The 23,295-nt window shown below is 57.8% G+C and carries 27 protein-coding genes and 1 tRNA gene (1 of these 28 only partly in view); 14 read left to right on the top strand and 14 right to left on the bottom strand.

Going from position 1 to position 23,295, the window contains the following annotated elements:
* Positions 1-48: 48 nt before the first annotated feature.
* The 3 genes from ACFCXQ_RS01335 to ACFCXQ_RS01325 form a co-directional block, all read right to left on the bottom strand.
* A complete protein-coding gene (locus ACFCXQ_RS01335) occupies positions 49-1,443 on the bottom strand; it encodes a hypothetical protein (RefSeq protein ID WP_379552332.1) in 1,395 nt (464 codons plus the stop codon).
* Positions 1,444-1,707: 264 nt separating this feature from the next.
* Positions 1,708-2,856: a tyrosine-type recombinase/integrase gene (locus ACFCXQ_RS01330; protein ID WP_379554502.1), complete on the bottom strand. Its 1,149-nt coding sequence runs from the start codon at positions 2,854-2,856 to the stop codon at positions 1,708-1,710.
* Positions 2,857-3,022: 166 nt separating this feature from the next.
* Positions 3,023-3,113, bottom strand: a tRNA-Ser gene (locus ACFCXQ_RS01325).
* A gap of 313 nt (positions 3,114-3,426) precedes the next feature.
* Between ACFCXQ_RS01325 and ACFCXQ_RS01320 the strand changes: the two genes are divergently transcribed.
* From ACFCXQ_RS01320 to ACFCXQ_RS01310, 3 genes are all read left to right on the top strand, one after another.
* Positions 3,427-4,245 carry a DUF1134 domain-containing protein gene (locus tag ACFCXQ_RS01320; protein ID WP_379552330.1) on the top strand — a complete coding sequence of 273 codons (819 nt, stop codon included), beginning with the start codon at positions 3,427-3,429 and terminating at the stop codon, positions 4,243-4,245.
* Positions 4,246-4,361: 116 nt separating this feature from the next.
* The gene (locus ACFCXQ_RS01315; protein ID WP_379552328.1) at positions 4,362-5,540 is read left to right on the top strand and encodes an aromatic amino acid transaminase; all 1,179 of its coding nucleotides are present in this window, start codon (positions 4,362-4,364) and stop codon (positions 5,538-5,540) included.
* A 9-nt stretch (positions 5,541-5,549) separates the two neighbouring features.
* Positions 5,550-6,104, top strand: coding sequence for a GNAT family N-acetyltransferase (locus ACFCXQ_RS01310; RefSeq protein ID WP_379552326.1), 555 nt, complete (start codon positions 5,550-5,552; stop codon positions 6,102-6,104).
* Here the strand turns inward: ACFCXQ_RS01310 and ACFCXQ_RS01305 are convergent.
* From ACFCXQ_RS01305 to ACFCXQ_RS01280, 6 genes are all read right to left on the bottom strand, one after another.
* Positions 6,101-6,721 carry a riboflavin synthase gene (locus ACFCXQ_RS01305; protein WP_379552324.1) on the bottom strand — a complete coding sequence of 207 codons (621 nt, stop codon included), beginning with the start codon at positions 6,719-6,721 and terminating at the stop codon, positions 6,101-6,103. The two genes, ACFCXQ_RS01310 and ACFCXQ_RS01305, sit on opposite strands and share 4 nt — an antisense overlap.
* Before the next feature lie 5 nt (positions 6,722-6,726).
* Positions 6,727-7,722 (bottom strand): bifunctional diaminohydroxyphosphoribosylaminopyrimidine deaminase/5-amino-6-(5-phosphoribosylamino)uracil reductase RibD, encoded by a 996-nt coding sequence (gene ribD, locus ACFCXQ_RS01300; RefSeq protein ID WP_379552322.1) that lies wholly within the window; start codon positions 7,720-7,722, stop codon positions 6,727-6,729.
* Positions 7,719-8,162, bottom strand: a complete 444-nt coding sequence (locus tag ACFCXQ_RS01295) for a hypothetical protein (protein ID WP_379552320.1) — start codon at positions 8,160-8,162, stop codon at positions 7,719-7,721. Before ACFCXQ_RS01295 ends, ribD begins: the two co-directional genes overlap by 4 nt.
* Positions 8,163-8,233: 71 nt before the next feature.
* Positions 8,234-8,956, bottom strand: a complete 723-nt coding sequence (locus ACFCXQ_RS01290; protein ID WP_379552318.1) for a M48 family metallopeptidase — start codon at positions 8,954-8,956, stop codon at positions 8,234-8,236.
* Entirely contained in the window at positions 8,949-9,398 is a 450-nt protein-coding gene (locus ACFCXQ_RS01285) for a YcgN family cysteine cluster protein (RefSeq protein ID WP_379552316.1), read from the bottom strand. Before ACFCXQ_RS01285 ends, ACFCXQ_RS01290 begins: the two co-directional genes overlap by 8 nt.
* Positions 9,386-9,985 carry an SCO family protein gene (locus ACFCXQ_RS01280; RefSeq protein WP_379552314.1) on the bottom strand — a complete coding sequence of 200 codons (600 nt, stop codon included), beginning with the start codon at positions 9,983-9,985 and terminating at the stop codon, positions 9,386-9,388. Before ACFCXQ_RS01280 ends, ACFCXQ_RS01285 begins: the two co-directional genes overlap by 13 nt.
* Before the next feature lie 154 nt (positions 9,986-10,139).
* On the opposite strand from ACFCXQ_RS01280, the gene ACFCXQ_RS01275 reads away from it, so the two are divergent.
* The 7 genes from ACFCXQ_RS01275 (at position 10,140) to ACFCXQ_RS01245 (ending at position 14,981) form a co-directional block, all read left to right on the top strand.
* Positions 10,140-10,712 carry an ankyrin repeat domain-containing protein gene (locus ACFCXQ_RS01275; RefSeq protein WP_379552312.1) on the top strand — a complete coding sequence of 191 codons (573 nt, stop codon included), beginning with the start codon at positions 10,140-10,142 and terminating at the stop codon, positions 10,710-10,712.
* Between the two features lie 27 nt (positions 10,713-10,739).
* Positions 10,740-11,399 carry a COQ9 family protein gene (locus ACFCXQ_RS01270; protein ID WP_379552310.1) on the top strand — a complete coding sequence of 220 codons (660 nt, stop codon included), beginning with the start codon at positions 10,740-10,742 and terminating at the stop codon, positions 11,397-11,399.
* Positions 11,400-11,463: 64 nt separating this feature from the next.
* The gene (locus ACFCXQ_RS01265) at positions 11,464-11,718 is read left to right on the top strand and encodes a FeoA family protein (RefSeq protein WP_379552308.1); all 255 of its coding nucleotides are present in this window, start codon (positions 11,464-11,466) and stop codon (positions 11,716-11,718) included.
* Positions 11,715-13,571 carry a ferrous iron transport protein B gene (feoB, locus tag ACFCXQ_RS01260; protein WP_379552306.1) on the top strand — a complete coding sequence of 619 codons (1,857 nt, stop codon included), beginning with the start codon at positions 11,715-11,717 and terminating at the stop codon, positions 13,569-13,571. Before ACFCXQ_RS01265 ends, feoB begins: the two co-directional genes overlap by 4 nt.
* 124 nt (positions 13,572-13,695) lie before the next feature.
* Positions 13,696-14,214, top strand: a complete 519-nt coding sequence (gene ssb / locus ACFCXQ_RS01255; RefSeq protein WP_379552304.1) for a single-stranded DNA-binding protein — start codon at positions 13,696-13,698, stop codon at positions 14,212-14,214.
* Positions 14,215-14,331: 117 nt separating this feature from the next.
* Positions 14,332-14,772: a hypothetical protein gene (locus ACFCXQ_RS01250; protein WP_379552302.1), complete on the top strand. Its 441-nt coding sequence runs from the start codon at positions 14,332-14,334 to the stop codon at positions 14,770-14,772.
* On the top strand, positions 14,769-14,981 hold the full coding sequence (locus tag ACFCXQ_RS01245; RefSeq protein WP_379552300.1) for a helix-turn-helix transcriptional regulator: 213 nt from the start codon (positions 14,769-14,771) through the stop codon (positions 14,979-14,981). Before ACFCXQ_RS01250 ends, ACFCXQ_RS01245 begins: the two co-directional genes overlap by 4 nt.
* Here the strand turns inward: ACFCXQ_RS01245 and ACFCXQ_RS01240 are convergent.
* Together ACFCXQ_RS01240 and ACFCXQ_RS01235 are read right to left on the bottom strand one after the other, a co-directional pair.
* Positions 14,978-15,526: a YceD family protein gene (locus ACFCXQ_RS01240; RefSeq protein ID WP_379552298.1), complete on the bottom strand. Its 549-nt coding sequence runs from the start codon at positions 15,524-15,526 to the stop codon at positions 14,978-14,980. The genes ACFCXQ_RS01245 and ACFCXQ_RS01240 overlap by 4 nt on opposite strands.
* Positions 15,523-16,047 carry a ubiquinol-cytochrome C chaperone family protein gene (locus ACFCXQ_RS01235; protein WP_379552296.1) on the bottom strand — a complete coding sequence of 175 codons (525 nt, stop codon included), beginning with the start codon at positions 16,045-16,047 and terminating at the stop codon, positions 15,523-15,525. Before ACFCXQ_RS01235 ends, ACFCXQ_RS01240 begins: the two co-directional genes overlap by 4 nt.
* A gap of 233 nt (positions 16,048-16,280) precedes the next feature.
* Between ACFCXQ_RS01235 and ACFCXQ_RS01230 the strand changes: the two genes are divergently transcribed.
* The 4 genes from ACFCXQ_RS01230 to ACFCXQ_RS01215 are packed head-to-tail and all read left to right on the top strand — an operon-like array spanning position 16,281 to position 19,106.
* Positions 16,281-16,745: an outer membrane protein assembly factor BamE gene (locus ACFCXQ_RS01230; protein ID WP_379554500.1), complete on the top strand. Its 465-nt coding sequence runs from the start codon at positions 16,281-16,283 to the stop codon at positions 16,743-16,745.
* Positions 16,746-16,805: 60 nt separating this feature from the next.
* Complete coding sequence (gene hslV / locus ACFCXQ_RS01225) at positions 16,806-17,366, top strand: ATP-dependent protease subunit HslV (RefSeq protein WP_379552294.1); 561 nt, start codon at positions 16,806-16,808, stop codon at positions 17,364-17,366.
* A gap of 29 nt (positions 17,367-17,395) precedes the next feature.
* Entirely contained in the window at positions 17,396-18,697 is a 1,302-nt protein-coding gene (gene hslU / locus ACFCXQ_RS01220; protein ID WP_379552292.1) for an ATP-dependent protease ATPase subunit HslU, read from the top strand.
* Between the two features lie 4 nt (positions 18,698-18,701).
* Positions 18,702-19,106: an ACT domain-containing protein gene (locus ACFCXQ_RS01215; protein ID WP_379552290.1), complete on the top strand. Its 405-nt coding sequence runs from the start codon at positions 18,702-18,704 to the stop codon at positions 19,104-19,106.
* Positions 19,107-19,112: 6 nt separating this feature from the next.
* Here ACFCXQ_RS01215 and ACFCXQ_RS01210 read toward each other — a convergent pair whose 3' ends face one another.
* The 3 genes from ACFCXQ_RS01210 to ACFCXQ_RS01200 all read right to left on the bottom strand — a co-directional run.
* Positions 19,113-20,642, bottom strand: coding sequence for a SulP family inorganic anion transporter (locus tag ACFCXQ_RS01210; protein WP_379552288.1), 1,530 nt, complete (start codon positions 20,640-20,642; stop codon positions 19,113-19,115).
* A 123-nt stretch (positions 20,643-20,765) separates the two neighbouring features.
* Positions 20,766-22,595: an ABCB family ABC transporter ATP-binding protein/permease gene (locus ACFCXQ_RS01205; protein WP_379552286.1), complete on the bottom strand. Its 1,830-nt coding sequence runs from the start codon at positions 22,593-22,595 to the stop codon at positions 20,766-20,768.
* Between the two features lie 95 nt (positions 22,596-22,690).
* Positions 22,691-23,295, bottom strand: the 3' portion of a protein-coding gene (locus ACFCXQ_RS01200; protein ID WP_379552284.1) for a retroviral-like aspartic protease family protein. The gene runs 394 nt beyond the window's last position; 605 of the gene's 999 nt are visible here — the last part of the coding sequence; its start codon lies off the right edge, out of view; its stop codon occupies positions 22,691-22,693.

Raw genomic sequence — 23,295 nt, 5'->3', positions numbered from 1 at the left:
TCCGAGATTATATTGCCACAGGCCGCCGATCGCTTGGAAAGACTAGGCCTAGTTAAGGCTGAAAAGGCGGTAATGCTCAACAAGAGGGTTTTGCTTTATCCGGTCGAGGCCGTCTTTTGTCATCGGCATATCGAAGCATGTCAGCAAAAGGCAAAGCGCCTCAACGGCAAAGATTGATCGGGCGAAGGCTTCGCTCTCAGCATCATCTTTTGGCTCATAGTGGCCATGAGCGACTTTGCCTCGAAAGTCGCGAAGAGCCGCGATGAGGTGGTCCGGCATATCCTTATGGACGACGCCTGGGCCAAACGTGTCTGCAACTCTTGCAACGAGCCGTTCAAAGCGTTCCCGATGTGATTCAAGCGTCAAGCGTTCGAGGGCCTGCGGAATGCGAGCCTTCAACCGATCTTGGCCAAGTTTATCAGCTGCCTGTAGCGCCACAGCCGCGATTGTCTTGATGATGCTGTCATCGGTCACGCGAACGGCTTTGGCTGTTGGGACTTCCTCAAGCCATTTGCAGGCGGCCAGCATCCGTTCTGCGCTGATCTCTCGTTGCAGACGAAGACACTCCATCATCAAAGCATTGGACCGCGCCCATTCCGGTTCGCGTTCAAGCCAAAGGTGAAGGCAGGCGCAAAACGCAAGCATCTCTTCTTCGTCTAAAAGGCCAGCGAAGGCGCGATAAGACCGCCCTTCCCCGTCGTCCTGGTGCGATTTTCTGAACCACATTTGTGTGACCGAGTGGTCGCCTAGGAAATCTCCCTTTTCGACGCTTGAGCGCATTTCTTCGTCGGAAACGCGTCGGATGCGTATGTTTTCGGGGTGCATTGCTATGCCAAGCGCCGCCGAAACGAACCGCACAACAGTTTGAACATCGTCGAGATAGGTCTTGATCGAGCGTGGCTGAGCAAAATCGATGACAAACACTGGCGCTTCAACGCGCACCCGCTCGGAGGTCATCGAAACGGTGCTGCGATAGCCCAAACGGACGGTCAGTCCGGGGAGCTCGACCGCGAAAGCGTAAGTGTCGATCTCGCTCCAAGGTGAATTGGACTCCAGCTCCTTGATCTTCGGGTCGTAGCGGAGAAACGCCTTAGCGCGCGGCAACTCAAAGGTGACGTGCCTGATTGGATCGTCGGGTTTCCATTCGTCGGGGCCGTGTATTAGCGTGCTCGCAGAGATGGTTTGGTTGTGGGTCTTCTCAGTTCTCGATGAGCAGCTTCCCGGCCCACCAAAAAAGGCGCTATGCATCGTTGCATAGCTATTGTCTTCGAGCCGGAGCGGCAGATGCTCAGTGTCCCTGTCGATGAAGAAAAAGTCATCGAAGGAGACCAACCGCACTTCTATCCGATCGTCAGAAAGGCGCAGGGCACCTTGAATGGCACGACCGGTAATCTGCTCGCAGCACACATAGTCCGTGTCTGTCTCAAGCCTATCGCGTGCCATGTCTGCTCCCTTAGTTGAATAAATATAAATCCCGCCGGAATATCGCTTGCCCTATCTATTTTAAATTCAGGAAATACGATTTCGCGACTGACCAGATCGACATAATTCTAGCAAGTTCAAGCGAAAGCATAGTTGGCCAAGACGTATCACGAGGAGAATCGTGCTCTGCTAAATCTGAATAAACGAAAGCTATTTCGGACTACCTTGAAAACGGAATCTATCCGTACTGGGGCGCAAAGCAGCCGGTCGCAAATGAGTGCTTCTTTATCTTCCCACGCAGAATGCCGACCACTCGCGCATCAGTTCGCGTCGTTTGTCCAGGTAGTTGGTGCGGCGATAGGCTGCCTCCACTTTGTTGCTGACCGTATGGGCTAGTGCCGCTTCCGCCACTTCGCCGGGGTAGCTAGTCTTCTCGGCGGCCCAATCTCGGAACGCAGATCGAAAGCCGTGCACCGTGAAGGGTAGCTTCGCGTAACGCAGGATCTTGAGCAGCGTCATGTCGGACATCGGGCGCAAGACGTTGCGACCGGGGAAGACCAGATCGCTGCATTCAGCGTAGTAAGGTTTGGCACGTTCGAGCGCGTCGATTGCCGCTTCGGTCAGCGGGATCACGTGTTCCTTTCCAACCTTCATCCGCTCCGCAGGGACAGTCCAGAGCTTTGCGTCCAGATTGATCTCCGCCCATTTAGCACCCCGCACTTCGCCCGATCGAGAGGCAGTCAGTATCAGGAACTCAAGCGCGAGCCTTGCGACGCTCGTTCGCTTGTGCAGATGCTTCAAGAAAGTTGGGACATCCTCATAGGGCATCGCAGCGAAATGACCGTCCTGCTTCGGCTGTCGTGGCAGTGCGCGGCTCAGCGAGCGCATTGGCGCTTCGGTCGCGCGCATTCCGTTTGCGTATGCCCAATCCAGCACAACACCTATCCGTTGCTTTACCCGCCGAGCCGTCTCTGGCTTTTCCAGCCAGAAATCGAGAAGCACTTCACGGATGAGCGGTCCCTCGATGTCGTTGACGAGTCTGTCGCCAAGCTTCGGGAAGGCATAGGTTTCGAGTGTATTGATCCATTGATCCTGATGCTTCCCATTTTTCCAGGTCACCTTTTGCTCAGAGTGAACCTTCGTCGCAGCTTCCTTAAAGGTTAGAATTTCGATTTTCTGGCGCTTGCGCTCTTCGATCGGATCAATGCCTCGCTGAATATCGCGGCGCATGTCGATCGCGAGTTCGCGGGCTTCAGCCAATGTAACTAAGTCTAGTGGCCCTAGGCCGATATCCTTTCGGCGCCCGTTTATGGTCGCGCGCAGCACCCAATACCCCTTTTTTGGGGCGGTGAGCAGCAGCGATAGGCCATCGCCATCCATGTAGCGGCCCGGTTTAGTGAGAGCTCGAATCTGAGCAGCGGAAAGTTTTCCCATAGCCATCCATCCTGGTTCTCTTCCCACATCTGCTCCCACAATTGTGGGTAGAAAGTGTGGGAAGGGTTAGAACAAAATAAGAACTAGAGATTCCGATGCAAGTCCGAAAAACCGCAGAATTCTGCGGCTTTCAGGGACTTCCTGGGATCTCTTGGGATGGTCTAGGTGGCGGAGACGGAGGGATTCGAACCCTCGATACCCGTTATAGGTATGGTTCCTTAGCAGGGAACTGGTTTCAGCCACTCACCCACGTCTCCGCGCACGCAGTTCGCTGCGCGAGAAGCGGGCCTATAGCTCGCTCCCCCCCGGTCAGCAAGAGGTGTCATCACGAGGCTCATCAAGAGCGGTCACAAAGCGGTGATATCGGATCATTGTACCGGTGATGAAGTGAGACGAGTGCGGTTGGATCGCGCCATGATTACGACCTGGCCGCGCTCTCGTCGCGCGTTGACCGCTCTGGCGACTCGCTTCGGCGTGTTTTCGATTCGGTTCATCGTTCGCTCATTGCAGCGCGAGGAAACAGGGATTCTTCTTAAGTCCGTAAATCTATGCCCAACTGAAAGGCGCATCATGTCTACTGCTCGAAATTTCCCCGGCCTCAAAACGCTTCGCATGTTTGGGCTCGCGTTGGGGCTGATCGGTCTTGGTGCGTCGCCGCTCGCTGCGCAAATGGAGACGATGGATCCGGACACAGCGATTGATGGCGACCTTATGCCGCTTCCTGATGACACGCGGGCCGCCGATGCTCAGGCTGCCAGCGGCGAGCTTCCAAGTGTACAGGATGATGCGGTCATCTATTCGCCAACGCCGCCTGAAGGCATGCCTGCCGATCAAGCCGCGCCGAGCTGGGACGAGCAAGGCCAAGGTGCAGCTCCGCAGGCAAATGCGGCGGAAGTCGACAACAGCACAACCTACCGCGAAGATGATCTGATTGGCGCGGCTGAAGGCGTGTTTGGCAAAGGGGCAAAGGGCGTTGCGACGCTCATTCAAGACCTTCTGGCCAAGCAGGGGGAACCAAACGCCTACATTGTGGGCCGCGAGGCCGGCGGCGCTTTTGTGGTTGGTGCGCGCTATGGTTCGGGCACCATGTTCCATAAGGTCGAAGGCGAAATGCCAGTCTATTGGACGGGCCCATCGATCGGGTTTGATGCCGGCGCCAATGCAGGCAGCACCTTTGTGCTCGTTTATAATCTCTACGACAGTGAAGAACTGTATGAGCGCTATCCGTCGGGTGAAGGTCAGGCCTATGTTGTAGGTGGCATGACCGCGAGTTATCTGCGTAAGGGCGATGTCGTGCTCATCCCGATCCGTGTAGGCGCTGGTCTGAGACTAGGCGTCAACGCAGGCTATATGAAATTCTCCAAAAAGCAGCGCTGGCTGCCGTTCTAACAAGGCGCGCGTGATCGGGTCGGTAGGTTGTAGCCGGCTAGGTGCAAAGCCTGTATAATGGCGGCCATAGCCGATTTTCTATTGCGGCCGCATCTGTGGGGCGGCATGGGGCGCACATGCTCAACAACCTCAAAGCTCAAGCCCCTGATGCGCTGCTCGCGCTAATCAAACTCCACGCCGAAGATGAGCGGTCTGACAAGATCGATCTTGGCGTGGGCGTTTATCGAACCGGTGATGGTGACACGCCTGTTTTTGCTGCAATTAAGGGCGCAGAGCAGCGGCTTGTCGATCAGCAAGACAGCAAGTCTTATCTTGGGCCGGAAGGTGACATGGGTTTTGTCAATGCGATGGCGCCTTATGTTTTTGGCTCTGACGCGACCAAGGGTGGGCGCATTCAAGGCATGCAGACACCTGGTGGTACCGGCGCTGTCCGGTTGGCTGCGGCACTGGCGCAAGCGGCGGGGGCAAAGCGCGTTCATTTCGGAGTGCCTAGCTGGCCCAACCACGCGCAAATCTTTGATGATCTGGAGCTTGAGAAGGCTCCATTCACTCATGCCACAGACAGCGGCGAGGCTGACCTTGACGCGGTGCTGAACGCAATTGCCTCCGCCACCGCTGAGGACACGGTGCTTCTGCACGGTTGCTGTCACAACCCGACCGGAATTGACTACACTGCGGAACAGTGGGTCGCGATTGCAGACGCTTTGGCAAACTCACCTGCGCTGCCGATTCTCGATATCGCGTATCAAGGGCTGGGGCGGGGCTTGGAAGAAGATGTAGCGGGTGTGCGGGCTGTGCTTAAAGCCATTCCGCAGGCGGTTATCGCGTATAGCTGCGACAAGAACTTTGGCATGTACCGCGACCGGGTTGGCGCGCTGTATATGATGGCTGAGAAGCCTGATCAGCTCGCAACGATTACCTCCAACGCCAATGCATTGGCGCGGGCCAGCTGGTCTATGCCGCCTGATCATGGCGGCGCTGCGGTTCGGGTGATTTTGCGCGATGCAGATCTCACCAAGCTATGGCTGGATGAGTTGGAGACGATGCGGCTGCGCATGCGAGATGTTCGTGAGCAATTGGCGGCGGCAGACAATGCCGTGCCAGGGCTGGGCCTCGCTGGGCTGGCAGATCAAAATGGCCTGTTTGCGATTTTGCCGCTTTCTAAGGACCAGATTCAGGACATGCGCAGCAAGCATGCGATTTACATGGCTGGTTCTGGCCGGATCAATATTGCGGGCCTCCATGACGGGAACATCGAGAAGTTCATCAATGCGCTCGCTGACGTGACCGGCTGACGGACACTCATGGATCGCCAACCTATCCTTCAGACAGAGCGCTTGCTGCTAAGGCCGCTTGCGCAAGAGGATTGGGAAGCGCTCTTTGCGATTGCGTCTGATCCAGCGATTTGGGAGCAGCATCCCATGCATGATCGCTGGCGCGAAGATGTGTTCCGCGCGTTTTTCGATGATGCGCTTGCCAAGGGCGGGGCCTTGGCGGTTATCGACAAGGCCAAAGACACCATTATCGGCTCCACGCGCTTTCAAGCCTTTGACGAGGAAGATGGCGGATCGGTTGAAATTGGTTGGACATTCCTAGCGCGCAAATATTGGGGCAAAGGCATCAATCACGAAATGAAGCGAGTGATGCTCGCCCATGCTCTTGAGAGCGTGGAGCGGGTCGATTTTCGTGTTGGCGAGACCAATTATCGCTCGCGTCAGGCGCTGGAAAATATCGGCGCTATGCGCACATCGCGTACTGAGCTGGCCAAATATCAAGGCAAGCGTGTGTTACATATTGTCTATGCAATTTCGCGTAATGCGTTTGCGACTGGGCCGTTGAGCGCAGCTGACGAGAGCTAGACGCGCTGCAAATCCTGCATGCGTTTCAAATAGCGCGCCAGCACATCGATTTCCAGATTCACTGTGTCACCCGGGGCCAAAACGCCCAGCGTTGTCACTTCGCCTGTGTGTGGGATGATATTCAGGCTGAAGGTGCAATCACCATTGTCATGATCTTCGACCTCATTGACCGTCAGTGATACGCCTTGGACTGTGACAGACCCTTTCGCCGCCAGATAAGGCGCGACTTCAGCAGGCGCGCGAATATCAAGCCGGGTCGAGCCGCCAACATCCTCGGTTGCTGCGACTTCGCCCACGGCATCTACATGGCCCGTGACCAAATGCCCGCCCAGCTCATCGCCCAATTTGAGGGCTGGTTCCAAGTTAAGTGTGCGGCCCGTTACCCATTGGTCTTTCGCAGTGCAGCGGATTGTTTCATCGGACACGTCGACTGCAAACCACGCATCGCCCGCGCTGCCGCCGCGTTCCACCACCGTCAGGCAGACGCCGGAACAACAGATCGATGCGCCAATATCAATCGTGGCTGGGTCCCATGGGCAGCTTACTTTGACACGCAAATCCTCGCGCTTTTCCGCTATCTCAATCGTGCCAATTGCGGTGATAATTCCGGTGAACATACGCGCTACTGCCTTGCTGTGCCTTGAGTATTTCGCCGCTCATAGGCCTCGAACAGATCGCTGCCAAGCGCGCGCCTTTCCGCAAGGCACCAGCGGCCATGGGCCTCGCTCAGCGTCTCCAGCCCAAAGTCTCCCAAGCAATCTAGACCATTGCCGATCACAATGGGCGCGCGGTAAATTTCCAGCCTGTCGATCAGGTCTTCGCTTAGGAAGGAGGCAGCGGTTTGCGCCCCGCCTTCGACATAGAGATATTGTACGCTATCAAGCCCGCTGATTTGGGCAGGAGTGTTGATGATCTTCACCCCGTCCGGCGCGATGCCGCGGGTGAGTACAACACGCTGCGGGCTGCGATCTTCTAGGCCCGCGAGCCGTACATCAAGGCGGGGCGCATCGCTGCGCCAAGTCTGGCCGCCAACCAGAATGGCATCTGCCATCGCGCGGCGTGAGTGAACATGCGCCCGCGCCTCCTCGCCAGTGATCCATTGGCTTGTCCCATCGGCAAGCGCGATTTTGCCGTCCAGCGAAATACCCAGCTTCAATGTTACATGCGGGCGGCCCTTTGTCTGCCGCGTCAGATATCCCGCAAGAGCGCGGCGTGATGCCGGATGATCAAGTACCTCAACCGAAATACCCGCTGCCTTCAGCCTCTGAGCGCCTTGCCCGGAGGTGCGCGGATCAGGGTCAAGCTGGCCGATTACGGCGCGCGCAATCCCGCTTTTCGCGAGCAAGTCCGCGCAGGCTGGGCCGCGATCAGAGGTGTGAGCGCAGGGTTCCAAATTGACATAAGCGGTCGCTCCCTGCGCTGCTGTGCCTGCCTGCTCCAAAGCGAGTGCTTCTGCGTGTGGGCGTCCGCCCGCCTGAGTCCATCCGCGCCCGATGACGCGTGCGTCTTTCACCAGAATGGCCGCGACGCTGGGGTTGGGCGCGCTTAGGGGCCTGCCGCGCAGCGAGAGCCTTGCCGCCGCATCAAGCCAATCACTGTCGCTATGCGGCTTGATCAAGGCTGAGTGCCAGAGTCAGATGCGGCGTTTTCTGTCTCAGTTTGCTGACGCGCCTCTTCCTCAGCGGCTTCCCTGGCGAGCCTCTCGTCGATAGCGTCCACATCGACCCCGGTCGCGCGGCCCAGCTCGCGGTATAGGTTGCGCACCTCATCATTGATGCGCTCTTGCTCCGCAGCCCGTTCATCTTGAATGCGCTGGTTTTCGATATTGGAGGCGATGATTTCCGCATCTGTCCGCCCTTCTGCGAAGGTGGAAATATACGTCACTTCTGGAGGAACAGGCTCAATATAGGTGCGCTGCTGCGCTAGTATGAATAGCAGGCCGACAGGGACCATGACAGAAACCGCCAGGATTGGCCAACGATGCTCGGTCGGCCGGCGAAACTCCTGCCAAAAATCCTTGAGCGCAGGGGCTGGATTGAAACGCGATAGAAAGCTCATATTCTCACTAAATAGGGATGTTTGCGGTCCAGTTCCAGCGGCTTGTGAGTCAGCGTCGTTCTTCGCTTGCTTCATCCGAAGTCTGTATAGAGCCTGCGGCCATTGGCTTTGAGCCAAGCATCGGCCTTCGCAATATCGTCATCATAGATTGCAGCGAGCATCGCATGAAAGGCTGGGCTATGATCGAAATGAACCAGATGCGCCACTTCATGCGCGACGACTGAGCGGCGGACAAAATCGGGGGCCTGGATGAGGCGCCAGTTAATCCGCACTGTGCCCTCGCTTGAGCAACTGCCCCAGCGGCGTTTTGCGCGGGTCAGGCGAAGAGGACGCGTGTCTAGCTCGGCGGCTCCGCAAAAAAATGCTAGATCCGCTTCCATCAGCGGCTGCGCTTCCGCCTCGAGCCACCGCTGCAAACGGCGCAGCAAAGTCTCATGCGGACCGCCAAGCGAGAGGGTGCCTTCAGCCAACTTGGCGCGGCGCGGGGCTGTTTCGTTCCATGCTAGCGCCACCTCATTCCCGCGAAAACGCAGAGAGCCGCGAGTAATGGGGCATTCGCGGGCCGGAATCTTCGCCAACTGTTCTTCCAGCCAATCTACCCGACTCTCAGCAAATGCGATGGCGTCCTTGGAACGGCACCATGGCGGCACAGTGATCTGCACTGCACTGCCATCACTGGCGAGGCGCAGTGTCATCCGCTTGGCCCGCGCATGGCGCTTGAGCGCAATGGGGACCAAGCGGCCCGAAAGCGTGATCGCGGGATTTTGCTGTTCGTCGCGCAGCCACTCAATCATCGCGCTCGCCCCATTCAACAATATGATGTTCGAGCGGGCCAGCCTCATCCTCACGCACCACGCGTCCTGCCACAGAGGCGCCAGCTGCGATCACGGCCTCGCGGTCCCCCGAGAGAAGGTAATGCCAGCTCGGCAAAGGCTGATCGGCGGCACGCAGCCGATAGGCGCAAGTGGCGGGCAGCCATGTCACATCATCGACGATCTTGAGAGTTAAACGCAGGCAATCGGGCACTTTAGCCTTACGATTGGCGTAGTCGGTGCATTGTGCGGTTTGCGTATCGAGCAGGCGGCAAGCGACATTAGTGTCTTCTATCTCGCCCGTGTGTTCATTTTCGATCTTGTGAAGGCAGCAGCGTCCGCAGCCATCACACAAAGCCTCCCACTCCGCTTCGCGCAGCTCGGCCAGCGGTAGCCGCCAGAACTGCTCTCTTAGCGCACCCATTTTGCCAGCTCTTCGGCGACCGCCTCGTACCCCTCATCGGTAGGTAAGGTGGCGATCGGCTCACCAGCCGGGCCGAACAGATATGTGATGTTGGTATGGTCCATCAGATAGCCGCCACCGGGCTGCGTTTCGCCGCGCTGATAGAACACGCGAAACGCATCTGCCGCCGCTTTGACTTGGTCTGCTGAGCCGGTCAGCCCAATAATCCGATCCGAAAAGGCACTGGTGAACTCTGCCACCACTTCGGGTGTGTCGCGTTCCGGATCAATCGTCACAAAGATCGGCTGAACATTCGCGCCTAGTGTGGGGTTGGCCTCGGTAAACTCGCTCAAACCTTGCGCCATGCGCTGCATATCGGTGGGACAAATATCGGGGCAGTAAGCAAAGCCGAAATAGACGATGGCGTATTTCCCGCGAAAATCTTCCCAGCGAACTGTCTCGCCGTTCGCGCCGGTTAATTCAAACGGCCCGCCGATGGTCGCACCAGCCAGCGGAGGTTCCCCCACGGGCGCCTCAGCGGCGGGAGAGCAAGCGACAAGCAAGCTGGCTGCAACACCGCTCGCACAAATTGCAAATAGTCTAGCCATAGTCAGCAGGTTCATGGTCTGCTAACCCGCGATGAGCAAGAGTGAGCGCTTGCGAAATTGCGAAAAAGATTTGGGTGTGTTGCAACAGGGGTTTGCGGTGAATTTGCGTCGAAAAGTGTCGTCCATTTTGTGTGCTTTGGTGGTGGGGCTCTTTGTGGCTGGCCCGTTCGCTGAACCGGTGGCTGCGCAGAACTATTCTGCTGGCTTTGAATTCTTGAAAGCGGTGAAAGACCGTGACGGCGACGCGGTGACCAAGACCTTGAACGAGCCGGGATCAACCGTGGTCAATACTCGCGATATTACGACCGGTGAAAGTGCTCTTCACATCGTGACCGCACGCCGGGATGTGCAATGGATCCGCTTCCTTACGTCGCGCGGTGCCAATCCCAATATCGAGGATAATAAGGGTGTTACCCCGCTCCAGATAGCCTCCGGCCTTGGTCTTGTTGAAGGGGTTGAGGCGCTGATCGCTGCAGGCGCGAACATCAATAAGGCCAATGTCACCGGTGAGACGGCGCTGCTGAGCGCAGTGCATCGCCGCGATCTGGCGATGGTTCGCCTGCTGCTTGAAAATGGCGCTGATGTTGACCGGGCGGATAACTCAGGACGTACCGCACGTGACTATGTTGAACTGATGAGCGCAAACACTCAGCTCCTTGATGCGATCAAGCGTTCTGATGAAAAGAGGGAGCAGGGCGCCAACCAATCTTACGGGCCGAGCTTCTGAGCGATTTTGATAGGCGTGAGAACGAAAATGAGTGACGTAAACGACATGACGCTGCCGGAATTGAGAGCGCATCTGGCGCCGCTCATTGCTGACGCCGCTGTATTCGATGGCTGGGGCGATGACGCGCTAGCCATGGCCGCCGATCAGGCAGAGGCTGATCTCGATGTTGCGCGGCTCGCTTTCAAAGACGGGCCGATGCAAATGGTCCTCGCTTGGATTGACGCGATTGATGCGGCGATGGCGGAGGCTTTGCCCGCCGAAAAGCTGGCCGAGATGAAGATTCGCGAGCGGATCCGCGCACTGGTGCAGTTTCGGCTTGATGCGATTGAGGGACAGGAAGAGGCGTTGCGCCGCGCGTTGTCAATTATGGCTATGCCGCAGAATGCGCCGACCTCAATCAAAGTTGGCTGGCGCAGCGCGGATACTATGTGGCGGCTAGCGGGCGATACGGCCACCGATTACAATCACTATACCAAGCGCACGATCCTCGCCTCGATTTACGGCGCAACCTTGGCGGTTTTTGTCGATGATGAGAGTGAAGGCAAAGCGGATACTCGTGCCTTTCTTGATCGGCGTATCGAAGGCGTTATGCGGTTTGAAAAAGCCAAAGCCAAATTGCTCGGCAAGGACCGCGAGACCTTCAGTGTTACGCGCCTGTTAGGTCGGCTTCGTTACCCTGCGCATTAGAGTGTTTTTATCCCGCTATTGAGAATCGGTTGCAATTGGCGAGTGGCTCTGGCAGCGCTCATTTATGACCTTGGATCATCTTGAATCGGGCAAGCGCGCCGAGATTACCGCAGTTGATTGGAGCAGCCTTGTCGCAGATGAGGCGAAGCGATTGCGTGCTTTGGGGCTAGACGAAGGTGCCGAAGTTCGCGTGACCCATCGCGGCATTTTCGGCACACGCGATCCGCTCGCTGTGCAGGTCGGCAATATGACCATTGCGATACGCCGAGTGCATGCGGCAGCGATTGAAGTGACTCCGCAAGTGGAGGGCGCGCAATGACGCAGCTGCGCACCGCCGCTCTCGTCGGCAATCCCAATGCAGGCAAAAGCGCGCTGTTCAATGCGCTCACCGGTGCGCGGCAAAAGATCGCCAATTATCCCGGCGTGACGGTCGAGCGCAAAGCAGGGCGGATGATGTTGCCGAATGGGGAGCCGGTCGAGCTGATCGATCTGCCCGGTGCATACTCTTTCGACACAGCTAGCCCCGACGAAGAAGTGACCCGCCAAGTAATTCATGGCGAGTTTGAAGGGCAAGCGAAGCCCGACTTCCTGATCTTGGTTCTCGATGCGGCGAATCTTGAGCAGCATTTGGTGTTTGCGCAGGAAGTGCTGGCGCTTGGTGTGCCTGCGGTAATTGCATTGAATATGGTCGATTTGGCCGAGCGTGACGGCCTGACGCTCGATCCTGCGGCCCTTTCGCAAGCTCTCGGAGTTCCAGTTGTGCCGACCGTGGCGGTGCGCAAACGCGGCCTTGAAGAGCTTGCCCGCGCGGCAGCAGAGCTCAGCACGTCATCGGACGAGACTACGCCTGCTGCTACTCCGCGTGAAGCGATGACTTTGCCGGAACGCCGCCTCTCCGCAAAGCACATCGCCAAGGCGGCCATTCTTTCTAAATCCACGCGGCACAAGCTGGAAAGCGGCGTTGATCGCATTCTTCTCAATCCGTGGATCGGGCCGGTCATTCTGTTTGGCCTGCTCTTCGTCATCTTCCAAGCAGTGTTCGCTTGGGCTGCGCCTTTTATGGATCTGATCGAAGGCGGGGGCGAGGCGCTGAGCGGCGCAGTCGAGGCAGCTCTGCCAGAGGGTCTGTTCCGCGACTTCCTCATCGAAGGTTTGATCGGCGGGGTCGGCTCAGTGGTGGTCTTCCTGCCGCAAATTATCATTCTATTTGCTTTCATCCTGATCATGGAGGCCAGCGGTTATATGGCGCGCGCGGCCTTCTTAATGGACCGCCTGATGGCAGGTGTAGGCCTCTCAGGTAAAAGCTTCATCCCGCTGCTCTCCAGTTTCGCCTGCGCTATTCCGGGCATTATGGCGACGCGCTCTATCGCGGATCCCAAAGACCGGCTGACGACGATTTTGATCGCCCCGCTGATGGCGTGTTCGGCGCGGCTTCCGGTCTATCTGGTGATCATCGGCGCTGTCATTCCGAACACTCAGGTCGCGCCTTTCATCGGTCTACAAGGGCTGGTGCTGTTCGGGCTCTATATTGCCGGTATCATCGGCGCGGTTCTGGTTGCGCTGATCCTGCGCCGTACCGTGACTAAGGGTGAGGCAAGCGGCTTCATCATGGAGATGCCGCGCTATCAATTGCCGCGCATCCGCGATCTGCTGATCGGCCTGTGGCAGCGCGCCTATGTTTTCCTGCGCCGCGCGGGCACGATCATTTTCGCTGCGACCGTTATTCTGTGGTTGCTGCTGACATTCCCACGCGCAGGCGTCGACGAGCCGCAGGTTGAAAACAGCTATGCCGGACAAATCGCCGCCGCGATCCATCCGGTGTTCGAGCCGATTGGCTTCAATCAGGAAATGACGCTCAGCCTGGTCCCGGCCATGGCCGCACGCGAAGTGGCTGTGGCTAGCCTAGCGACCACCTATGCGGTGGAAAACGACGATGAAGAAGCGACTATGGAAGCTCTGCGCCGCACCGTCGCAGAACGCTGGAGCCTCGCCACCGCGCTCGCATTCCTCTCCTGGTTTGTTTTCGCCCCGCAATGCCTTTCGACCATCGCGGTCGCGCGCCGCGAAACGAATGGGTGGAAATGGCCTATGGTGATGCTGGGCTATCTGTTCGCTTTGGCTTACGTTTTTGCCGGCCTGACATACTGGATTGCTGTCTCTGCGGGCCTCTAGCTTCACCGCGGGGCAAAATTCGAGATTGCAGGTTGTCCCCCAGGCCGACGGGGGCTTATGTCTTCGCAAGAATCACTTATTGGGGCGCTACGGCGCTGGGATTATAGCGAAGGAAGTTTTGTAAATGGCCGGATCACTCAACAAGGTAATGCTGATTGGAAATCTCGGTCAGGATCCGGAAGTTCGCAGCTTCCAAAATGGCGGCAAGGTCTGCAATCTGCGCATTGCGACGAGCGAGACATGGAAAGATCGCAACACCGGAGAGCGTCAGGAACGTACCGAGTGGCATACTGTCGCGATCTTCTCAGAAGGCCTCGTCAATGTTTGTGAGAATTATCTCAAGAAGGGCAGCAAGGTCTTTATCGAAGGCAAGCTGCAGACCCGCAAGTGGCAGGACCAAAACGGTCAGGATCGTTATTCGACCGAGGTGGTGCTGCGCGGCTTTGATGGCACGCTGACCATGCTCGACGGCCGTCAAGGCGGCGGTGGAGCTCAAGGTGGCGGCGGTCAGTCTGGCGGCGGATCGGGCGGCGGCTGGAACCAAGGTGGCGGCGGCCCTGGCGGTGGTCAGGGCGGCGGCAATCAAGGCGGCTCCGGTGGCGGCTCAAACTATGATGATCTCGACGACGATATTCCGTTTTGATCGAGAGATATCCAAGGAATCGGAGGCCTCGCGGGGAAACCTGCGGGGCCTTTCTTTGCGGTGAGAACATCTTAGGTCGAGCAGTCAATGTAAAAATAGTTTGACATTTTGTTGAGAATGTTAAAAACCTTTGACATTGAAATGACAAATGAGGTTTCGATAATGTCGTATCGCGCAAAATTCTGGTCGCTCGCAGCATTAGCTTTTGGTTCTTCTCTCCTTGCTGGGGTGATTATCGGCAAAACTGTTCCTTCCAGCAGCGGCGTGGACAACCCAGCCTTAGTGCTTCCCGTCCTATTCCTCGTGGCAAGCGCCGTGATGTTCATTACTTGGCTTTGGTGGCGCAAGACCGATGACCTTCAGCAGCAAGGTCAATTGATCAGCTGGTGGTGGGGAGGTAATCTGGGCGCGATTGTAATGCTGATTACTCTGGTCGTTATGACTGGTCGCCATAGTGAGATGAGCGCGGGCGCAGGCTTCTTATTCGTGGCTGAATTCGCCGGAATGGCGATTGCTTGGCTTGTATGGAAATTCCGCGGCAGGGGGGCGGCGGAATGAAGAACTGTCTACGCGAGCTGCGCAAAGGGCGCAGTCTCAATCAGGCTGATCTTGCCGAGGCGCTCGAGGTGTCGCGCCAGACCATCATTGCGGTGGAGGCGGACAAGTATGACCCCTCACTGCCGATGGCATACAGGCTGGCCGCTTTTTTTGACGTTCCGGTTGAAGAGCTGTTCTTCAATCCCTGGCGCGGAGCGAGCAGTGCCTAACCCTTCTTCAGCGTAGCCAAAGCCTCAGCGAGCGGACCGCTTGTTGTCTGCTCATCATCACCAGTGATGCCAGCTTTTTGGCGAACTGCATCTGCGTCTGGCCCTTCCGCATAAGGATCAATCGCCAAGCCTAGTGTTTGCGCAATCTGTTCGCCCAGATCAAAGCTCCTGCCTGCGAATGGAATGGTGTCGAGGTCCGCTTCTTCCAGCTCGATTTCCTCGTCAGATACGGGGCCATGATCAGCAGTCTCGGGCACAAAGATCAGGTCTACCTGCTCGTCCAGCGAGTTGACGAAAGGCTCCTGTGTGACCGCGCAGAGCTGCTCAAAGCTGGCAGTGACGCGGCCCTTTGCTTTGATCGCGGGGCCATCGGGTTCTAGCGCCACATTAGCCTCCAAGGTGGAAATTGCCGGCAGGCCAAAGCGCTCGGCCAGTGCTGATCGTTCGGTTTCATTGGCGGTGAGCACTATTGGTTTTGCGGGCAAGCGATCAGCTCGCACCAGATGCTTAAACTCGCTGGGGCCGGACAGCTGATCTTCGCTCACCCAATATCTCCCGCCAGAACCGCGTCCGATGTAGTCTCCGCAAGCCTGCTGCGCAGCGCATTCAGCCTCCTCGCCACGCGTTCGCCCTCTGCGCTCTCCCGCAATTCAACATTGCGCGAAACAGCTTCCGCAACAGCGCCAATCACAGCGTTTTCGCTTTGCGCAAACCCGTCACGATAGGCGCTAATCCGGCCGCCCAGCGTGCTCATCAGCTTGCCGATTTTCTTGCCGACCATCAAATCGCCCACGCCCGATTGCCGCAATTGTCCGTCCATATCCTCGACGAAAAACTCCGCCAGCAGGCCCGTGCGCGACGCCAATTGCGAGTCACCTTCCATACGGAGCATGACCATGGCGAGCACCGCGGAAACCATATCAAACCGCCCGTCCAGCGTATCGGCCACACCGCATTCAGAATACCATTCCGGCTCGCGTGCAATCTCGACACATTTATACCATAGTGCGCGCACTTCCTCGCGCGGGTCGGGCTCAGTTCCAAGAAGGCGGGAAAGAAACGACATTACAGCTCCGATGGTCTTGACCGGGATGTTCATCGGGAATTCAACCCGCCATCCCCAAGCCCGCGTTAGCAGGTGATTGCATGGACGTGCTCTGCGCCCTAAAGCGGGCCAGCAAAGCAAGTGTGCAACGCATATAGGGCGCTTATCGCCCGGTCCAAGCGAAACGCACTGCGAACGGAGTGATTGAGATATTCATGCGTAATTCTGGGATGCGATTGGGTAGTAACGCGATCATGCGCAAGCTGCGCATTGGTGTGATTTTGGCGGGAACCGCAGCGGCACTGGCCGGGTGCAGCTCGATCCGTGAGCAGCGCGGCTTTGTGGTTGACCCTGTGCTCATGAGCGCCGTTCAACCCGGCATTGATAATCAGCGCTCGGTGGAAGGCACGCTTGGCCGTCCGACGTTCACGAGCCAATATGGCAATCCGACATGGTATTATGTGTCGAGCACCACGGGCCGGCGCCCATTTGTACGACCTCGCATTCAGGCGCATTCTGTGCTGGCGGTAAAATTTGACGAGGCTGGGAATGTTCTGACTGCAGAACGGACCGGTATTGAGGACGTCGTCTATCTGACGCCTGAAGGCGCGACGACTCCGACGCTCGGACGTGAGCGCGGCTTCCTCGAGGATCTGTTTGGCAATATCGGAACAGTTGGCGCGGGCGCTCCCGGTGCGGGCGGTCCTGGCGGACCTTAACAGCGTCCTACAGAATGCCCTTCTCTTGACCGGTTCCAACTCGCCCCCATATCTCACCGCATGAGCGATGACGGGGCAAGCCACGGCCTGACAAAGTGGCACGGGACAACCATCATTGGCGTGCAGCGCGGCGATAAAATCGTCATCGCGGGCGACGGCCAAGTTTCGATGGGCAATACAGTTATGAAACCCAATGCGCGCAAAGTGCGGCGGATTGGCGAAAATGGCAAAGTCGTTGCAGGTTTCGCTGGCGCGACCGCCGATGCGTTCACTCTATTTGAGCGGCTGGAAAAGAAGCTGGAGCAACATAATGGCCAGCTGCTGCGTGCCGCTGTTGAGCTGACCAAGGATTGGCGCACGGACAAATATTTGCGCAATCTTGAGGCTTTAATGATTGTGGCCGATGCAGAGAACCTTTTGGTTTTGACTGGCAATGGCGATGTGCTGGAGCCGGATGGCGGCATTGCCGCTATTGGCAGCGGCGGAAATTACGCTTTGGCTGCGGCCCGCGCTCTTACCGATTACGAAGATGACCCAGAGACGATTGCACGCAAGGCGATGGCCGTTGCGGCGGATGTCTGCGTCTTTACAAATGGTAATGTGACCGTCGAAACGGTTTGAGCCCGATACTTTTCTGAAAACGGAATTCCATGACTGACAGTCTCACCCCAAAGGCCATTGTCGCCGCACTTGATGAGCATATCATTGGCCAGAAAGACGCCAAGCGTGCGGTTGCCGTGGCGCTCCGCAATCGCTGGCGCCGCCAACGCCTTGGGCCGGAATTGCGCGACGAGGTTACGCCCAAGAATATCCTGATGATTGGGCCCACGGGCTGCGGTAAGACCGAGATCAGTCGGCGTCTGGCAAAGCTGGCCGACGCGCCATTCGTGAAGATCGAGGCGACTAAGTTTACCGAAGTCGGCTATGTTGGCCGCGACGTTGAACAGATTGCGCGCGATCTGGTGGAAGAGGCTATCCGGCTTGAAAAGGATCGCCGCAAAGAGGCGGTTCGCGAAGCTGCCAGTGAGGCGGCAATGGATCGGCTGCTGGTCGCGCTAGTGGGCGACAATGCGAGCGAGGCCACGCGGGAGGCTTTCCGCGAGCGCATTACGCAAAACGCTATGAATGACACTGAAGTCGAAATCGACGTCAAAGACGCGCCGAACATGCCGATGGATATCCCCGGCATGGGCGGCAATATGGGTATGATCGATCTGTCCGACATGCTGGGCAAAGCGATGGGCAAGGCCAACACCAAGCGGCGCAAATTGAAAGTGCCCGATGCGTGGGACAAGCTGGTCGAAGAAGAAGCCGAAAAGCGGATGGATCAGGATGATGTCGCCCGCGTTGCGCTGGAAAATGCCGAGACCAATGGCATCGTATTTCTGGACGAGATTGACAAGATCGCGGTGAGCGATGTGCGCGGCGGCAGTGTCAGCCGCGAGGGTGTGCAGCGCGATTTGCTCCCTTTGATCGAAGGCACGACGGTTAGCACCAAATATGGTCCGATGAAGACTGACCATGTGCTGTTTATCGCGAGCGGGGCGTTCCACGTTGCCAAGCCATCAGATATGCTGCCCGAGCTGCAAGGCCGCTTGCCGATCCGGGTCGAGCTGCGCGCACTGACCGAGGAAGATTTCGTCCGCATCCTGTCCGAGACGCGGGCCAATCTGGTCGAGCAATATCGCGCTTTGCTGAGCACCGAAGAGGTTACGCTGGACATCGGCGAGGACGCTGTGGGCGAAGTCGCTAAGATTGCTGCGCAAGTGAACGAAAGCGTTGAGAACATCGGCGCGCGGCGTCTGCAGACGGTGATGGAGCGTCTGCTCGAAGAGATTAGCTTTGAGGCTGAAGAGCATGTCGGCGAGACGGTGACGATTGATGCGGCCTATGTGCGCGAGCGCCTGACTGATCTGGCTGAGGACACAGACCTCAGCAAATATATCCTGTGACCTGATGGCGGCGGTTTCCGGTACCCGAGCGATGATCGCCGGAATGAACCCGGTGCTGGATGAGACGCTCTATCGTTTTATGGCGGTGACGCCGGATGCGGCCCCGCAGGTGCTCGGTGCATCGCTTGGGACATTCCGCGAGGAGGAAGGCGTTTCGGCAATCGTCCCCGATCCGCTGGCGAGCGAGATGGGCGCAGACGGCCCGCTGTTCGCGCGCATAACGCTGCGAGTGAATTCTGATCTGGAAGGTGTTGGCCTGACCGCTGCGGTTGCAACTGCGCTCGCTGATGAAGGCATCGCCTGCAATGTGGTCGCCGCGCTGCATCACGATCATCTGTTCGTGACGGCAGGCCGCGCGGACAACGCACTGGAAATCCTTAAAGACTTAGCGGCCAGTAAGCGCGCCTAAGCCCATTTAAGGATGCGGCGCGAGGCCAATCTCAACACCGGTCTTGTCCGTCAGTGCGTATTTATCAACGAGATCGGCGCTTGCCCGGTTGAGGCCCACGACCCTGACGCTGCGCCCATGTTGGCGCATGCGCTCCACCACCTTGTCGAGCGCGCCAATCGCTGAGATATCCCAGAAATGTGCTTTCGATACGTCGATAATCACATGATCAGCCGGATCAGGCATGGCGCTCTCTGGTCCCAATGCTGCTTCGAAACGCTCAACGCTCGCAAAGAATATCTGCCCCTTCGCGCGGTATACGGCAGAGTTTTCGCGGCGCTCGCGCACCACCTCAAACATGTTCATCACTTTCTGCGTGAAGAATACGCCGGAGAGCAGGACGCCCGCCAACACGCCGTAAGCCAGATTGTGAGTGATCACCACGACCAGAACCGTCGCGATCATCACCACGCTCGATTGCCAGGGGTGCTTGGTAAGATTGGGGATTGAGTTCCAGCTGAAGGTACCGATCGACACCATAATCATGATTGCGACGAGCGCTGGCATTGGGATCTGACCGACCCACGGTCCCAGCACTGTGAGCAAGATCAGGAGCGATGCTCCGGCGGTCAGTGAAGATAATCGCCCGCGCCCGCCGCTGGTCACGTTAATGACCGATTGGCCGATCATCGCGCAGCCGCCCATGCCGCCGAAGAAACCGGTGACCATATTGGCAATGCCCTGGCCGCCCGCCTCGCGGCGTTTGTCCGACCCGGTGTGCGTCATGTCATCGACGATTTGCGCAGTCAGCAGCGATTCAAGCAGGCCCACCGCTGCCATCGTCGCCGAATATGGTGCGATGATCAGGAACGTCTCCCAGGTTAGCGGCACTTGCGGGAAGGCGAAAAACGGCAGGCCATCAGGCAACTCGCCCATGTCGGCTACTGTGTTCACCGGCGCTTTGAGCCAGATTGCGAGGACGCTCAGAACAATGATTGCGATGAGCGGGCTGGGCACGGCGGTGGTCAGGCGCGGGATCAGATAAATCATCGCAAGGCCTGCCGCGACCATTGCATATGTCATCCAGTTCACGCCGTCATTCATTGGGTTGAGTTCAGGCAATTGCGCCATGAAAATCAGGATCGCGAGCGCGTTGACGAAGCCAGTGATTACCGAGCGCGACACGAATTGCATGAGCAGGTCGAGGCGGAGCAGGGCGGCGATCGCTTGGAACACACCCATCAGGATGGTTGCGGCGAACAAATATGCCTCGCCATATTGCTCAACCAGTGGGACGACGACGACCGCAACTGCCGCAGTCGCCGCAGAGATCATGCCGGGACGCCCACCAGTAAAGGCGATAACCATGGCGATGGAGATCGAGGCATAAAGGCCGACGCGCGGATCAACCCCGGCGATGATCGAGAACCCAATCGCTTCTGGGATGAGAGCAAGTGCCACGACCAGCCCGGCGAGCATGTCTGCGCGGACATTGGAGAACCAGCCATTGGGCTGCGCAATATGTGCGTTGGCTGTTGCGGCGGGAGCCTGCGTCATGAAGTACCTGCTTGTTTTCAAATGTATGGTGCGCGGCGCCTGATCCCCCAAGCCCGCTATTCACGCGGGCCTATGGCTTTGTGTGCAGTGCAGCACAAGGGGGCGCGGTAATGTCAGCGCGTTTTACGGCGCGGGCGTTGCTAATGTGTTGGCGCCTTCGCGCTCGGTTGCCTGACGCGCCCACATCTCTGCATAAAGCCCATCTGCGCGCAGCAGCTCATCATGCGTGCCGCTTTCGGCCAAGCGTCCATTGTCTAGCACCAAAATACGGTTAGCATCGGAGATCGTAGAGAGGCGATGCGCGATACTGATCGTGGTGCGATCCTTACTCACCTTACGCAAAGTAGAGAGGATCTCCTGCTCGGTGCGCGTGTCGAGCGCGCTGGTTGCCTCATCCAGCATCAGGATAGGAGGGTTCTTCACCAGCGTGCGGGCAATGGCGACCCGCTGCTTCTCGCCGCCGGAAAGTTTTAGCCCGCGCTCGCCGACCTCGGTTTCAAGGCCTTGGGGCAGCTTTTCGATAAAGGGCATAATCGCTGCGCCGCGGGCCGCCGCCAGCACATCGTCTTGGCTAGCATCGTCGCTGCCGTAGGCGATGTTGTAGCCAATCGTGTCGTTGAACAGCACGCTGTCTTGCGGGACGATGCCAATGGCCGAGCGTACGCTGGTCTGTGTCATCTCGGCAATGTCTTGCCCGTCGATGAGTACGCGGCCGGATTGCGGATCATAGAAGCGGAACAATAGCCGTGCGATCGTGCTCTTGCCGGCACCCGATGGCCCAACAATCGCGTAATGCTCGCCGGCTGGCACTTCAAAGCTGAGGCCGTCGAGAATGGTCCGCTCTTTCTCATAGCCAAAGCGAACATTATCGAATGCGATGGATGGGCGCCGCACCACCAGAGCGGGCGCGCCCGGCCTGTCCTCGACTTCAACATTGGTGTCGATGAGGTCAAACATCTGCGCCATGTCAACGAGGCCCTGGCGGATGGTGCGATAAACCCAGCCGAGCAAATCAAGCGGACGAAACAGCTGCATAAGGAATGTGTTGACCAGCACCAGATCGCCGACCGTCAGCTCGCCTTTGCTCCAGCCCCAGACGGTGTAGGCCATCGCCGCCGCCATCAGCGCGTTGGTGATGAACGACTGCGTCATATTGAGAATGCCAAGCGAATTTTCGCTCTTTATCGCCGCCTCGGCATAGGCGCGGGCGGATTGGCTATAGCGCTTTTCCTCGCGGGTTTCAGCGCCGAAATATTTGACCGTTTCGTAATTCAGTAGCGAATCGACCGCGCGGCTGAGCGCCATTCCATCAAGGTCATTCATCTCGCGGCGCAGCTTGGTGCGCCACTCAGTGATCCAGCGAGTGACCGCTATATATGTGACGACGGTGAAGGCGGTCGCGGCGACCAGCTCCCACCCGAAATTGATGTAGAAGATCACGCCCACCGCGATCAGCTCAATCGCGGTGGGGGCAATATTGAACAGCAGGAAATAGAGCATCATATCGATGCTTTTCGTGCCGCGCTCGATGATCTTGGTCACCTCGCCAGTCCGGCGAGAGAGGTGGAAACGCAGCGAAAGCCTGTGTAGCCGGTGAAATACGTCTTCTGCCAGGCTCAGCGTCGCGGCCTGCCCGACCCTTTCGAACACAATATTGCGCAAATTGTCGAACATTAGCGATGTAAAGCGGCCCAGCGCATAGGCCGCGACAAGCGCCAGCGCCACAACGGTGCCGGTGCTCGCCGGGCCAGCCATGGTGTCGACAGCTTCTTTATAGGCGAAAGGCAAGGCAAGCGTGACGCCTTTGGCCAGCAAGACCAGCATCATTGCGATGACAATCCGCCAGCGCAGGCCCGGGTTATCGCGCGGCCACAGATAGGGGAGGAACCGCTTGAGCGTGCTCCAGCTTTCCGGGTCAGGGCGGTCATCGCTCGAGATTGTATCTGGCGGCATTGCTGGCGCCATTTGGTACGCGCCGCGCTACTTCGCAAGGCGCTAATCGCTTCGGTCCACCTTAGTGCAAGCAGATTTGCTCTTGGTCCAGCGTTCTAGCTGGTGCCCGTGCGTTCCAGCGTGAAGCGTTGTTTGCGTTGTGACTCGATGCGAGAGCGACCCGGCAGATCAAAGAGAATGCGCTGGCTGGCAAAATCGATCGCCACTCTATTCATCGATCGCAGATTATTCATGCCGAGGATCATTGCGGGACGACCTTCTAGGTTTAATGCGGCAAACACGGGGCTTTGTGCAAAGCCAATCGGCACGTGGTTCATCTGAAGACCACCAATGGTGAGCTTACGCGCGATCGCTAGATCGCTGAGTATCTCGGTGCCATGAACGTCTGTGCTGAGCTGCTGCTCGTCTTCCTTACGCGAGCGCAACCTGCGCTCAAGTGCAGCATTGCCGATCGTATTTTGTGCGCCCGTATCAATAACCACAGCGGTGCGAACGCCGTTGATGCGCGCATTGGTAATGATCATTTGACCAAGCTTGCGGCGCGCTCGCACTACGATCTCATAGCCCGAGTTGCCCCCCAACTCTTCCGCATCAGCCACTGTCATGCGGTTTTCTCTGAAGTCGATCAGCACCCGCAGATCCTGCAAGGAATCTAGCCCCAAGATGCCGTCGGCGCCAATGTTGCGCCCCTTAAGGAGTG

Origin of the sequence: Qipengyuania rhodophyticola (assembly GCF_042493225.1) — a bacterium.
Taxonomy (GTDB): domain Bacteria; phylum Pseudomonadota; class Alphaproteobacteria; order Sphingomonadales; family Sphingomonadaceae; genus Erythrobacter.
The sequence above is the reverse complement of the archived record's forward strand: the minus strand, read 5'-3'. Positions and strand labels throughout refer to the sequence as shown.